This is a genomic window from Deinococcus indicus, from assembly GCF_002198095.1.
Taxonomy (GTDB): Bacteria; Deinococcota; Deinococci; order Deinococcales; family Deinococcaceae; genus Deinococcus; species Deinococcus caeni.
Genome location: NZ_NHMK01000009.1, coordinates 804,810 through 817,540, shown reverse-complemented (window position 1 = coordinate 817,540; position 12,731 = coordinate 804,810). Strand labels below are relative to the sequence as shown.

Annotated in this window: 10 protein-coding genes; 7 read left to right on the top strand and 3 right to left on the bottom strand. The window is 70.5% G+C overall.

Features of this window, described 5'->3' with window-relative positions; genetic code table 11:
- The first annotated feature begins 15 nt into the window (after window positions 1-15).
- Window positions 16-1,113 (top strand): NADH:flavin oxidoreductase/NADH oxidase, encoded by a 1,098-nt coding sequence (locus tag CBQ26_RS06400; protein ID WP_088247675.1) that lies wholly within the window; start codon window positions 16-18, stop codon window positions 1,111-1,113.
- A gap of 18 nt (window positions 1,114-1,131) precedes the next feature.
- Here CBQ26_RS06400 and CBQ26_RS06395 read toward each other — a convergent pair whose 3' ends face one another.
- Window positions 1,132-1,812 carry an ABC transporter ATP-binding protein gene (locus CBQ26_RS06395; protein ID WP_088247673.1) on the bottom strand — a complete coding sequence of 227 codons (681 nt, stop codon included), beginning with the start codon at window positions 1,810-1,812 and terminating at the stop codon, window positions 1,132-1,134.
- A gap of 81 nt (window positions 1,813-1,893) precedes the next feature.
- Between CBQ26_RS06395 and CBQ26_RS06390 the strand changes: the two genes are divergently transcribed.
- The gene (locus CBQ26_RS06390; RefSeq protein WP_088247671.1) at window positions 1,894-2,592 is read left to right on the top strand and encodes a Crp/Fnr family transcriptional regulator; all 699 of its coding nucleotides are present in this window, start codon (window positions 1,894-1,896) and stop codon (window positions 2,590-2,592) included.
- A gap of 91 nt (window positions 2,593-2,683) precedes the next feature.
- On the top strand, window positions 2,684-3,436 hold the full coding sequence (locus CBQ26_RS06385) for a fumarylacetoacetate hydrolase family protein (RefSeq protein WP_088247670.1): 753 nt from the start codon (window positions 2,684-2,686) through the stop codon (window positions 3,434-3,436).
- Window positions 3,437-3,830: 394 nt separating this feature from the next.
- Here the strand turns inward: CBQ26_RS06385 and CBQ26_RS06380 are convergent, their stop codons facing one another.
- Window positions 3,831-4,967 carry an acyl-CoA dehydrogenase family protein gene (locus CBQ26_RS06380; protein WP_088247668.1) on the bottom strand — a complete coding sequence of 379 codons (1,137 nt, stop codon included), beginning with the start codon at window positions 4,965-4,967 and terminating at the stop codon, window positions 3,831-3,833.
- Window positions 4,968-5,314: 347 nt separating this feature from the next.
- Between CBQ26_RS06380 and CBQ26_RS06375 the strand changes: the two genes are divergently transcribed.
- A complete protein-coding gene (locus CBQ26_RS06375; protein ID WP_088247666.1) occupies window positions 5,315-6,841 on the top strand; it encodes an LGFP repeat-containing protein in 1,527 nt (508 codons plus the stop codon).
- A gap of 178 nt (window positions 6,842-7,019) precedes the next feature.
- On the opposite strand, the gene nagZ is transcribed toward CBQ26_RS06375, so the two are convergent.
- Window positions 7,020-8,525, bottom strand: coding sequence for a beta-N-acetylhexosaminidase (gene nagZ / locus CBQ26_RS06370; RefSeq protein WP_342351771.1), 1,506 nt, complete (start codon window positions 8,523-8,525; stop codon window positions 7,020-7,022).
- Window positions 8,526-8,757: 232 nt separating this feature from the next.
- On the opposite strand from nagZ, the gene CBQ26_RS06365 reads away from it, so the two are divergent.
- From CBQ26_RS06365 to CBQ26_RS06355, 3 genes are all read left to right on the top strand, one after another.
- Complete coding sequence (locus tag CBQ26_RS06365; protein WP_088247665.1) at window positions 8,758-10,335, top strand: ABC transporter substrate-binding protein; 1,578 nt, start codon at window positions 8,758-8,760, stop codon at window positions 10,333-10,335.
- Window positions 10,336-10,627: 292 nt separating this feature from the next.
- A complete protein-coding gene (locus tag CBQ26_RS06360) occupies window positions 10,628-11,656 on the top strand; it encodes an ABC transporter permease (protein ID WP_088247663.1) in 1,029 nt (342 codons plus the stop codon).
- A 17-nt stretch (window positions 11,657-11,673) separates the two neighbouring features.
- The gene (locus CBQ26_RS06355) at window positions 11,674-12,672 is read left to right on the top strand and encodes an ABC transporter permease (protein WP_088247661.1); all 999 of its coding nucleotides are present in this window, start codon (window positions 11,674-11,676) and stop codon (window positions 12,670-12,672) included.
- Window positions 12,673-12,731: the final 59 nt, after the last annotated feature.

Below are 12,731 nucleotides of genomic sequence, written 5' to 3'. Positions count from 1 at the left end.
TCTAGATTCGCGCGTATGACACCCGGTTCCAACGCCGCCGCTCCCATGCTGTTCCAGCCGCTGAAACTCGCGCAGCTGACCCTTCCCAACCGCGTGGTCGTCTCGCCCATGTGCATGTACTCCGCGCGTGGTGGCGTGGCGAACGACTTCCACCTCGTCCACCTGGGGCAGTACGCGCTGGCCGGCGCGGGCCTGATCTTCACCGAGGCCGTCTCGGTGTCCCCCGAGGGCCGCATCAGCCCCGAGGACCTGGGCCTGTGGGACGACGAACACATCGTCCCGCTGGGCCGCGTCACGGACTTCGTTCACGCGCACGGCGGCCTGATCGGCACGCAACTCGCGCACGCCGGACGCAAGGCCAGCACCTACGCCCCCTGGCGCGGACGCGGCGCGGTGCCCGAGGAACGCGGCGGCTGGCCCGTCATCGGCCCCAGCGACCAGCCGTACAGCGACGCGCTGCCCACCCCGCGCGCCATGACTGCCGACGACATCGCCCGCGTCACCGCCGACTTCGCGCAGGCCGCCCGCCGCGCCGAGATGGCCGGCTTCGACACCGTCGAGATCCACGCCGCGCACGGCTACCTGCTACACCAGTTCCTGTCGCCGCTGTCGAACACTCGCACCGACGCCTACGGCGGCACCTTCGAGAACCGCGTGCGGCTGCTGCTGGAAGTCACGCGCGCCGTCCGCGACGCCTGGCCCATGCACAAACCGCTGTTCGTGCGCCTGAGCGCCACCGACTGGGTCGAGGGCGGCTGGGACGAATCGCAGACCGTCGTCCTGTGCGGCCTGCTGGCCCGCGAGGGCGTCACGGCCGTGGACCTCAGCAGCGGCGGCCTGAGCGCCCAGCAGCAGATTCCCGTGCAGCCCGGCTATCAGGTGCCGTTCGCGCGGCAGGTGCGGGCCGCCGTGCCGGACCTGAGCGTCATGACGGTCGGCATGATCGACACGCCGGAACGCGCCGAGGCGTACCTCCAGAACGGCGACGCCGACCTGATCGCCCTGGGCCGCCCGCTGCTGGGCGACCCGCACTGGATTCAGGCGGCCGCGCAGCGCCTGGGCGTCACGCCGCCCGTCGCCGCCCAGTACGCCAGGGGAGCGCGCACCACCTGAACGCCACCCGCCCGGCCGTCACAGCAGCGCCGGCACCGAATCCGTGAACTGACCGTCGAGCAGGTGCAGCGTCCGGTCCGCGAAGGCCGCCAGCCGGTCGTCGTGCGTGACGAACAGCACCCCGGCCCGCTCCTCGCGCGCCAGATTCACCAGCAGCTGCGCCACCGCCTGCGCGTTGGCGCGGTCCAGGCTGCCGGTCGGCTCGTCGGCCAGCACGGTCGCGGGCCGGGCCGCCAGGGCGCGCGCCACCGCCACCCGCTGCCGCTCGCCGCCGCTCAGGACGCCGGGCAGGGCCGCCTCGCGCCCGCCCAGGCCCACGCGGGCCAGCAGGTCACGGGCGCGCGCCTCGTCCCGCTGCCCGGCCAGCCGGGACGGAATCAGCACGTTCTCGATCACGTTCAGGTCGTCGAGCAGGTAATGGTGCTGGAACACCAGCCCCACCTGCCCGGCGCGGCGCGTGGCGCGCACCTGGGTATCCAGGGTGTCCACCCGCGTGCCCGCCCACCAGACCTCGCCCTCCTGCGGCACGTCCAGGCCGCCCAGCAGGTGCAGCAGGGTGCTCTTGCCGCTGCCGGACGGGCCGGTCACGGCGACCACCTCGCCCGCGTCCACGCGCAGCGACACGCCGCGCAGGGCAGTCAGGGACCCGTAACGCTGCGTCAGGGAGCGGGCTTCGAGGGCGGCGGGAACGGCAGTCACGCGCGCATCCTAGCGCGGCCGGCCGGGACTGGCCGGCGCAGACTGGTTATCGCCGGTCTGTCAAGCTAGGATGAGCGGACTATGGCCCGGTTGGACGATCTCAAGAACTCCCCGCTTTTCCACGACGTCCCCGACGAGGCCCTGCAGGAAGCTCTACAGGTCATCACCGAACGCCGCTACTACGCCGGTCAGGTGATCCTGGAACAGGACGCCGAGGGCGAGGCGCTGCACCTGATCACCAGCGGCGTCGTGCGCGTCTCCCGCATCAGCCTGGGCAGCCGCGAACGCGTCATGGGCGACGTGTACGCGCCGGGCGTGATCGGCGAGACGGCCGTGCTGGGCGGCGGTGAACGCAGCGCCACCGTCCGCGCCCAGACGGAAGTCACCACCCTGATGCTGTACCGCACGCACTTCCGGCAGATCCTGCGCCGCCACCCGCAGGTGCTGTGGAACCTCAGCGCCCTGCTCGTGCGGCGCGTCACGTTCCTGAACGACGAACTGATCGCCTTCGGCCTGAACACCGAGGCGGCCCTCAGCCACGTCTTCCTGAGCCTGTACCAGCAGCGGCTCGCGGCCGGCGTGCCCAACCCCGAGGTGCTGCCGCTCTCCACGCAGGACATCATGGCCCGCATCTCCTCGAGCCGCGAGACGGTATCCCGCGTGATGCGCAAACTCGACGCCGCCCGCATGCTCACGTACACCAGCACCCAGGTCACCCTGATCGACCCCGACGCGCTGGAACACGTCACGCTGGACGAGGCCGACGTCAGCGCCGACTGACCGCCCCGCGCGTCCAGGGGTCCGGATCGGCCCGGCAGATTCCGGGCCGGCGGGCCCGCCACGGCCTGATGGCGTGCACTATCCTGCCCGCATGAAACTCGCGCGCATCCGGCACGCCGGCGAGGCCCACTGGGCCGAACTGGACGGCGACACCCTGCACCTGACCCGCTCGATGGGCGGCCCCCGCACCGGCCAGAGCGTCCCGCTCGACCCGGCCCTGCTGCTGGCGCCCGCCGAACCCGGCAAGATCGTCTGCGTGGGCCGCAACTACCTCGACCACATCCGCGAACTGGGCAACGACACCGGCGACCTGCCCACACAACCCGGCATCTTCCTGAAAGGCGCCAACGCGCTGGCCGAACCCGGCGGGACCGTCACGCGCCCCGACTGGACGGAAAACTTCCACTTCGAGGGCGAACTGGCGCTGGTGATCGGCCAGCAAGCCCGCGACCTGACGCCGGACACGGCCCTCGCGCACGTCGCCGGGTACACCTGCGGCCTGGACCTGACCGCCCGCGACCTGCAGAAAACCGACCTGCAGTGGTTCCGCGCGAAGGCCGCCGACCGCTTCTGCCCGCTGGGCCCGTGGCTGGAAACGGACCTGGACCCCCGCGACCTGCGCGTGCAGACCCGCGTGAACGGCCAGACCCGCCAGGACGGACGCACCGCGCAGATGATCTTCCCGGTCGTGGACATCCTGGTGTACCTGACCCGCTACGTGACCCTGGAACCCGGCGACGTGGTCCTGACCGGCACCCCCGAGGGCGTCGGGCCGCTGGACAGTGGCGACACGGTCGAGGTGGAGGTCGAGGGCGTGGGCACGCTGGTCACGCACATCGGCTGATCCCGAACCCGTCACCACAGACAGAGAGCGGCCGGGGCAACAGCTCCGGCCGCTCTCTGTCTGGGGGATGCGCAATTCGTTGCGCCCGCATCCGCCCGGATTGAACGGCTCTGCAAGCCATTCAATCGGAGTCCGTCTTATTCAATGGTGCGGACACCGTTCAAGGGCCAGAGGGGCGAAAGCATGGAAAGCGTCTTCTGTCACGCCATGCCTGCTCACCCCCTCCCAGCCTCCCCCCTCAAGGGGGAGGGGCAAACACTGATACGGGTTCCGTTTGTTTCGCCAACAATCCGGAACTTCACCGGATTGCCGGCTCCACGTCCGGAACCCGTTCTGCTCCTACTCGCTCCGCTCGGATTGAACGGCTTTGTAAGCCATTCAATCGGAGTCCGTATTACTTCAGCAGGTTGCGGCTGATCACGACGCGCTGGATCTCGTTCGTGCCCTCGTAGATCATGTTCAGTTTCACGTCGCGCAGCAGCTTCTCGACCGGGTACTCGCCGACGTAGCCGTACCCGCCGTGAACCTGGATGCCCTCGTTCGCGGCGTTGAAGGCCATTTCACTGCAGTACGCCTTGGCGATGGCGCTCTCGAAGCCGTGCGGCTGCCCCTCATCGACCAGCCACGCGGCCTTCTGGTACATCAGGCGGCCGGTCTCGATGCCCATGGCCATCTCGGCCAGCTTGAACTGGATGGCCTGCAACTCCGCGATGGGCTTCCCGAACGCCGTGCGCTCCTTGGCGTACTTGATGCTTTCTTCCATGGCGCGCCGCGCGATGCCGACCGAGCCGGCCGCGACCGGGATGCGGGTCTTGTCCAGGGTCTTCATGGCGATCTTGAAGCCGTCGCCCAGGCCGCCCAGCTGGTTGGCGCGCGGAACTCGGACGTTCTCGAACACCAGTTCGCTGGTCAGGCTGGCGCGCTGGCCCATCTTGTGCTTGATCTTGTTGTAGCTGAAGCCCGGCGCGTCCTTTGGCACGACCAGCGCGACGGTGGCGCGGTGCCCGCCCTGGCGGTCGGTGGTGGCGAACACGACCGTGAACTCGGCCAGGCCGCCGTTGCTGATCCACATCTTGGTGCCGTTGATGACCCACTCGTCGCCGTCGAGGGTGGCGGTGGTGTGCATGCTCGCGGCGTCCGAGCCGTTGTTCGGTTCGCTCAGGGCGAAGGCGGCCAGTCCGGCCTTCTCGGTCAGGGGCGTCAGGAAGCGCTTCTGCTGCTCCTCGGTGCCGCCGATCAGGACGGGCGCGATGCCCAGTTCGCTGGCCATCAGGACCGTGTAGATGCCCATGCAGCCGTACGCGAGTTCCTCGCCGATCAGGCACTCGTCGAACATGCCCAGGCCCAGGCCGCCGGCGTGCTCGGGAATGCTGGGGTTGAGCAGCCCGACCTCGAAGGCCTTCTCGACGACCTGCCAGGGGAGCTCTTCTTTCTGGTCGTACTCGGAGGCGATGGGCATGATCTCCTTGCGCGCGAAATCACGGGCAAGTTGTTGCAGCTGGCGTTGTTCGTCGTTCAGGGTGAAGTCCATGACTGGGGTCCTCCGGGTGGGGGGCGTTCAGGCGCGCGCCTCTGCGCGGAACCTGAAGGCGGGATGGGGAACGGATCGGCAACCGACTGGGTTTGTACTCGGTTCAATCTATCAGCCGCGGGGGGCGTCTGTCTCGCCCGGCCCGCCGCCCCGCCGCTCCCTCCGGCCACCCACACCGGACACCGATCACGGCCCGATCACGCCCCCCCGGCTGTAATGCGGGCGGGGTGCGCTCCCCCCGACCCGCTCCCAGTGATCCGGCCCCACCCAACCGGCCCCACCCAACCGGCTCCATCCAACTGGTTCCATCCAACTGGCCCGCCCGAATCCCCGCACCCGGAGGCGACATGCACGGCACCCCGCACCCCGCCCCACCCCAGGCGCAACTGACCCACACGGTCCAGCTGCACGTCACGGACGACGAGACGTTCGGCGCGGAGCACGCCCTGGGCAGCCGCCACGACCTGACCGTCCTGGACGCCGCCCGGCCCGCCGCGCAGGTCCACCTGACCGGCCTGGGCGGCGGCGGACGGCAGGTGCAGGTCACCGTCACGTTCACCCTGACGCCCGACGGTCCCGTGCAGGTCAGCGGCGAGGCCCACCTGCTGATCCGGGAGCCCGGCCAGCCGGTCCGCGAGCAGGGCGGCGCGGCCTTCGGCGGCCGGGTCGCTGCCGGTCAGACCCGCGCCTTCCACGCCACGCTGCGCCACCACGACAGCGGCGAGGAGTACGCCCGCCTGGACGTGCGGGTGCAGTACGTCGCCCTGCACGCCCAGGCAGGCGCGACACTGGACGCCCACGCGCGGGCGCTGGGCGAGGCCCACACCGGCCCGCCCGCCGGTCCCTGCGAGGCCGTGCGGGGCGGCCACCGCCGCCGTTACCGCCACGCGGACCTGTACACCTCGCCCGGCACCGGCGTCCACGAGGTCCGGGGCGACATCCGCCGCCGCTACGACGCGCTGGGCGGCCCCGACAGTGTCCTGGGCCTCCCGGTCGGGGGTCCCACCCCAGCCCCAGGTGCGGCCCCCGTTGCAGAGTCGGCCCCCGCCTCCGGCGCTGCCGGCTGGAGCGTCCCGGAGGACCGACAGCACTTCCAGGGCGGCAGCCTGTTCCTGCACCCCCGCACCGGCCCGCTGGTCGTACGCGGCGACCTGCGCGCCGCCTGGGCCAGCACCGGCTGGGAGTCCGGCCCGCTCGGCTACCCCACCAGCGACACCCTGAGCCTCGCCCCGGACGGCACCCCGGACAGCGGCCTGGAATTCAACGACTTCCAGAACGGCGTGCTCGTGCTGCACGCCGGGCAACTCTGCGCGCCCGCCACCGCCACCCTGTCCCGCGACCGGATGCTGGACGCCGTCACGGACGCGCTGCGCCGTACCCTGCCCGCCGGACTGCTGGACAGCGTGACTCTGGCTGGGATCAGCGACACGACCTTCGACCTGAGCCGCAGCGGCAACCGCGTCCTGACCTTCCAGCTGACCGGCGCGCGGCGCCCCGGCCCGCACGGCCTGCCGGAACCCACCTTCGAGGCGCGGCTGCCCGTGCAGTTCGCCGCCTCGCCCCCCCCGGACGCCCGGCGACCCGTCAGCCTGATCGCCCGTCAGGCCGGCCTGATCACCCTGCGCGCCCCCCCGGACCGGCAGGGCGCCCTGCCGGCCCTGAGCCGCGCCCTGGGCCTCCTGCTGCGCGTGCCCGTCACGCTGGCCCGCGTACCGGGCCACGCCGGACTGCTGAGCTTCAAGGTCCATGCCGACGGCAGCCTGAGCCTGTCATTCCGCCCTGACCCGGCCGGCCGCGCCGCCGCGCAGGCCGCCCAGCGCCGCCTGGACCGCCTGCCGCTGGACGGGCTGCGCCCGGACGATCCGCTCGCCTGAACGGACCGGCCCACCCTGATCCGGACTGCCGTTTGTCTCGCCAACAATTCGGAACTTCACCGGATGGCCGGTTGCACGTCCGGAGGGGCGTGTCGCTCCTGCTCGCTTCGCTCGGACCCAGCGGGCTTTGCCGCCCATTCAATCGGAGTCCGTAGCAATCCCACAGACGGACTCCGTTTCAGGTGCCGAAGGGCAGGCGGCCCGGCGCGTCCGCCTCGCCGCGCAGCCACGCCAGCAGGGCGGCGCGGGCCTCCGGGCGGAACCCGAAGGTCAGGACGGCCGGGGCGTCCACGTCCAGCGCCGCGTACGGGTTGTACAGCGCGAGGTGCAGGTCCGGCTGCGCGCCGCGCAGCGCCGGGTGCCGGTGCCGGCCGGTCGTGGCGAGCACCACCGGCACCCCGCCGGACCGCAGGGCGTGCCAGTCGAGTTGCGCCGGGTCGTCGAAGGCCGTCAGGTCCACCCGGTACACCCCCGCGAGTTCCGAGGCGAGGGTGGCGGCGTCCACGCTGGCCTCGCTGACGTTCTCGCGCGTCACGCGGCGCGGCGCGACGAGGCGCACGCGCGACCCCGGCGCGGGGGCCACGGGGGTGCGGTAGGCGGTCAGGGCCTGCGCCCACGCCTGCGCGAACAGCGGCGCGTCGGCCCGCAGGTCCAGGGCCGCGTCCGCCTGCGCGGGGTAGCGGCTCGCGAGGGCCGAGAGCCGCGCCGCGCTCGCCTGCACCTGCGCCGCGTCCAGACGGCCGTCCGCCAGGGCCGACGCCAGGGCGTCCAGCGTCTGCTCCTGCGCCTCGCGGCGCCCCAGCGCCATCACCAGGTCCGCGCCGGCCTGCACGGCCAGCACGCCGGCCTCGCCGCGCCCGTAGTGGTCGTCGATGGCCTTCATGCCCATCGAGTCCGTGACGATCACACCCCCGAATCCCCACTCGCCGCGCAGCACGTCCGTCAGGACCGTGCGCGACAGCGTGGCGGGCGCGTGCGGGTCCAGCGCCGGGTACACGACGTGCGCCGTCATCACGGCCGGCGTGACCGGCAGCAGCTCCCGGAACGGCGCGAACTCGGTCCGGTCGAGTTCCGCGCGGGACCGCGTGACGCTCGGCAGCGTCAGGTGACTGTCCAGCGACGTGTCCCCGTGACCGGGGAAGTGCTTCACGCAGGCCGCCACGCCCGCCGCGTCATGCCCGGCCAGCGCCGCGCGGCCGTGCCGGGTCACGAGCGGCACCTGCCCCCCGAACGCCCGGTCCGCGATCACGGGATTGGCCGGGTTCACGTTCACGTCCAGCACCGGCGCGAAATTCCAGTTGATGCCCACCGCCCGCAACTGCCGCGCGAGCGCCTCACTCGACCGGCGCGTCAGGTACGGGTCGTCCGCCGCGCCGAGGGCCATCGCGGACGGCGCGAACGGCCAGAAGTCCGGCCGCAGGATCGCGCCGCCCTCGTGGTCCAGCGCGATCAGGGCGTGTTCGCCCATCACGGCGCGCAGGTCGGCGCACAGGGCGCGCAGCTGCCCTTCGGACTGCACGTTCTTGCCGAACAGGCACACGCTGCGGATCCCGTGCCGGCGCAGGTGCGCGGCCGTGTCGCCGTCCAGGGTCGGGCCGGGGATGTCCACCATCACCAGCCGCCCGGCCGGCAGGTCAGGTCCGTGCGGGACGGCGGTGCGGGCAGCGTCGCTTGGGTCGGTCACCGGCCCAGCGTACGGCAGCGCGGGCCGGGAGCGGGGCGCCGGTGGTTTCGACCAGCGCCGCCCAGGCGCGCGGGCCGCCGGGAGGGCGGGGTGTCCGGCGGGTGTATACGGCTCGCTTGACACCCCCCCGGCGGCCCCCTACCCTTAACGAACGTTTTACCTTTTTACCGTCCACATGCGCGCACAGCCGGGTCGTTCCGGAGTCGCGCCGCATGCCGGACCCGGAGGTTCCATGAAGAAACTGCTTCTGACCGCCCTGCTCTCCACCCTCAGCGCCGCCTCCGCGGCCACCCTCGTGTTCGGCGGCAACGGCGAGCCCGTCAGCCTGGAATCCGGCAACATCACCGACGGCATCAGCATCCTGGTGCAGCGTCAGATCTACGACACCCTGGTGGACTTCAAGCCCGGCAGCACCGACCTCGCGCCCGGCCTCGCCACCTCCTGGAAAGCGAACGCCAACAACACCGCCTGGACCTTCACGCTGCGCAAGGGCGTGCGCTTCCATGACGGCACCCCCATGAACGCCGACGCCATCGTGTTCAACCTGAGCCGCTGGTGGGACAAGAGCCACCCCTACGGCTTCCGCGACCAGGGCCGCACCTTCGAGATCGTCGGCGAACTGCTCGGCGGCTACAAGGGCGACGCCACCGCCGTCATCAAGAACATCGTCAAGGTCAACGACACCACCGTCCGCATCGACCTGAACAAGCCCTCCAGCGTGCTGCCCAACGTGATGGCCGCCGGGTACTTCGGGATCGCCAGCCCCACGGCCATCAAGAAGGAAGGCGCCAAGTACGGCACGCCCGCCAGCAAGCCCGTCGGCACCGGCCCCTTCATCTTCCAGAGCTGGCGCACCGGCGACCGCGTGACCCTGCTGCCCAACAAGCTGTACTGGGGCGAGAAAGCCAAGGTCGACCAGCTGGTCATCCGTAACATCAAGGACGCCAGCCAGCGCCTGAACGAACTGAAGGCCGGCACCATCGACTTCGCCAACGACCTGACCCCCGACAGCCTCAGGAGCGTCCAGGCCGACAAGAACCTCGTGGCCGTCAAGCGCCCGAGCTTCAACGTGGGCTTCGTGTCCATGAACAACCGCAACCAGTACCTGAAAAACCAGTCGGTGCGTCAGGCGATCAGCATGGCCATCAACAAGAAGGCCATCGTGGAAGGCTTCTGGAACGGTCTGGGCGTCAGCAACGCCAGCTTCGTTCCCCCGGTCATGAGCTGGGCGAACAGCTCCAAGGTCCCGGCCGACTACAAGTTCGACCCGGCCGCCGCCAAGAAGATGCTGGCCGACGCCGGCTACCCCAACGGCTTCTCCATCGACCTGTGGTACATGCCGGTCAGCCGCCCGTACTTCCCCACGCCCAAACCCATCGCCGAGGCCATCGCCGCCGACCTGAGCGCCATCGGCATCAAGGTCAACCTGAAAACCCAGGACTGGGCCAAGTACCTCGAGGACCGCAACAAGGAACCCGGCTTCGACATGTACATGATCGGCTGGACCGGCGACTACGGCGACCCCGACAACTTCTACGGCGCGTACTACGGCGCGAACGCCTCGGACGACATCAACTGGAACCCCGCGAACGTCGAGACGCTGCTCCAGCAGGGCCGCGCCGCCGCCACCCAGGAAGCCAAGGCCAAGGTGTACTCGCAGCTGCACGAGATCACCTACAACGCCGCGTACCGCATTCCCATGGTGCACAGCAACCCGCTGGCCGCCGCGCGCAGCTACGTCAAGGGCTGGGCGCCCAGCCCGCTGGGCAGCGAACCCTTCAACACCATCACCGTCACCGGCAAGAAGTAATCCGGCCCCGGCCTGAAAGGTCCACGCGGCCTTTCAGGCCCCGGCAGTCCGTCATGACCCCGGTCGCCGGGCGGCAGGTCTCCAGATCCCGGAGACCTGCCGTCTTGCGTTCCCGGCGGGCACGCCGGCCACCTGCCCGCGTCGGCACCTGTCTGAACTGCCCGGACTGCCCGGCAGCCCGGCAGGTACACTGTGCGCCGACACACTGTCTGACCGTCTGACGCAACCGACCCGACCGGGCCTGTTCGTACCTCGATTCTCGTTCTATTCATTCACCCAAGGGAGGTCTGCTTTGGGCAGTTACCTGATTCGCCGCCTGCTGCGGACCGTGCTGGTCATGCTGGGCATCAGTCTCGTGGTGTTCGTGTTCGTGCGGTCCATTCCCGGCGATCCGGCCGTCGCCATGCTCGGCGAGCGCGCCACGCCGGAAGCGGCCGCCGCGCTGCGCGAGCAGCTCGGCCTGAACAAACCCTGGTTCTTCAACCCCGCCAACCCCATGGACGCCCAGTACCCCAAGTACATGGGCGCGCTGCTCCAGGGTGACCTGGGCAGTGGAATCAAGAGCAACATTCCCGTCTGGGACGACCTGAAAGCCCGCTTCCCCGCCACCGCCGAACTGAGCGTCGCGGCGCTGCTGTTCGCGCTGCTGGTCGGCATGCCCGCCGGTATCCTGGCCGCGCTGCGCCGCAACTCGGTGTGGGACAACCTCGCGACCACCATCTCGCTGGTGGGCGTCAGCATGCCCGTGTTCTGGCTGGGCCTGCTGCTGTCGTACTTCTTCGCCGTGAAACTCGGCTGGCTGCCCCCCTCGGCGCGGCTGGGCAGCGAGGTGAACCTCGAACCCCTGACCGGCTTCTACGTCCTGGACGGCCTGCTGCGCGGCCAGCCCGCCGCCGCCTGGGACGCCCTGCGCCACCTGATCCTGCCCGCCATCGCGCTGGGCAGCATTCCGCTGGCGATCATCGCGCGCATCACGCGCTCCTCCATGCTGGACGTGCTGGGGCAGGACTACGTCCGCACCGCCCGCGCCAAGGGGCTGACCGGCCGCGCCGTGACCTTCAAGCACGCGCTGCGCAACGCCCTGCTGCCGGTCGTGACCGTCATCGGCCTGCAGGCCGGCGCGCTGCTCGGCGGGGCCGTGCTGACCGAGACGATCTTCTCGTGGCCCGGCATCGGCTCGTGGGTGTACGACGCGATCAGCCAGCGTGACTACCCGATCATCCAGGGCGGCGTGATCTTCGCCGCGCTGATCGTGAGCCTCGCCAACCTGATCGTGGACCTCAGTTACGCCGCCCTCGACCCCCGCATCCAGTACAGCTGACGGGCACAGGTGACCTCATGACAACCGCAACTGCTCCCGCCGCCAAACCCCGCCAGGACAGCATCTTCTGGCGCCGTTTCCGCCGCTCCACGCCCGGCCGGGTCGGGGCGGTCATCGTGGCGGCGTTCGTGCTGCTGGCCGTCTTCGCCAGCGTCCTGAAACCCTACGACCCCACCACCGACCGCAACTACAGCCGGATTCTCAAGGCGCCCAGCGTCGCCGCGCTGTGGAACCCGGAAGTCGCCGAAACCTACCGCGATCCCGTCACGGGCCGCGTGAACGCCTGGGCCGCCCCGATGGGCACCGACAACCTGGGCCGCGACGTCATGACCCGCGTCCTGCACGGCACCCGCATCAGCCTGAAAGTCGGCGTGGTCAGCACCCTGCTGGCCCTGGTGATCGGTTCGCTGCTCGGCGTGCTCGCCGGGTACTTCGGCGGCTGGTTCGATTCGGTGATGGGCTACCTGACCGACGTGATGCTGGCCTTCCCCAGCATCCTGCTCGCCATCGGCTTCGCCAGCATCTTCAGCGCCAGCGACCCGCCACTGCTGATCGCCGGCATGGACCGCCTGTTCGCCCTGAACAGCCCGCAACTCGTGACCGCCATGCTGGCCGTGTCGCTGGTGCAGGTGCCGGTGTACATGCGACTGGCGCGCAGCGTGGTCCTGTCCATCCGCGAACGTGAATTCGTGCAGGCCGCCGGGGCGCTGGGCGCCACGCAGGGCCGCATGATCTTCCGGCACGTCCTGCCGAACAGCCTCTCCCCGCTGATCGTGCAGGGATCGCTGAGCATCGCCACCGCCACCATCGAGGTCGCCGCGCTGGGCTTCCTGGGCATCGGCGCGCAGCCGCCCCTGCCCGAGTGGGGCACCATGATCAGCGACAGCCGCCAGTACTACATCGACGCGCCCTGGACGATGGTCTTTCCGGGACTGGCGATCTTCCTGACCGTGCTGGGCTTCAACCTGCTCGGCGACGGCCTGCGCGACGTCCTCGACCCGCGCAGCACGCAGTGAAGAGGGTAATGGTCGAGAGTTGATGGTTGATAGAGGAGAGGAGGAACGCCGCGCATTGC

Excerpts from the sequence above, each read along its gene's own strand:
- CBQ26_RS06390 (WP_088247671.1), top strand. The coding sequence starts at position 1,894 with ATGGCCCGGTTGGACGATCTCAAGAACTCCCCGCTTTTCCACGACGTC.
- CBQ26_RS06380 (WP_088247668.1), bottom strand. The coding sequence starts at position 4,967 with ATGGACTTCACCCTGAACGACGAACAACGCCAGCTGCAACAACTTGCC.
- CBQ26_RS06375 (WP_088247666.1), top strand. The coding sequence starts at position 5,315 with ATGCACGGCACCCCGCACCCCGCCCCACCCCAGGCGCAACTGACCCAC.
- CBQ26_RS06355 (WP_088247661.1), top strand. The coding sequence starts at position 11,674 with ATGACAACCGCAACTGCTCCCGCCGCCAAACCCCGCCAGGACAGCATC.
- CBQ26_RS06385 (WP_088247670.1), top strand. The coding sequence starts at position 2,684 with ATGAAACTCGCGCGCATCCGGCACGCCGGCGAGGCCCACTGGGCCGAA.
- CBQ26_RS06365 (WP_088247665.1), top strand. The coding sequence starts at position 8,758 with ATGAAGAAACTGCTTCTGACCGCCCTGCTCTCCACCCTCAGCGCCGCC.
- CBQ26_RS06400 (WP_088247675.1), top strand. The coding sequence starts at position 16 with ATGACACCCGGTTCCAACGCCGCCGCTCCCATGCTGTTCCAGCCGCTG.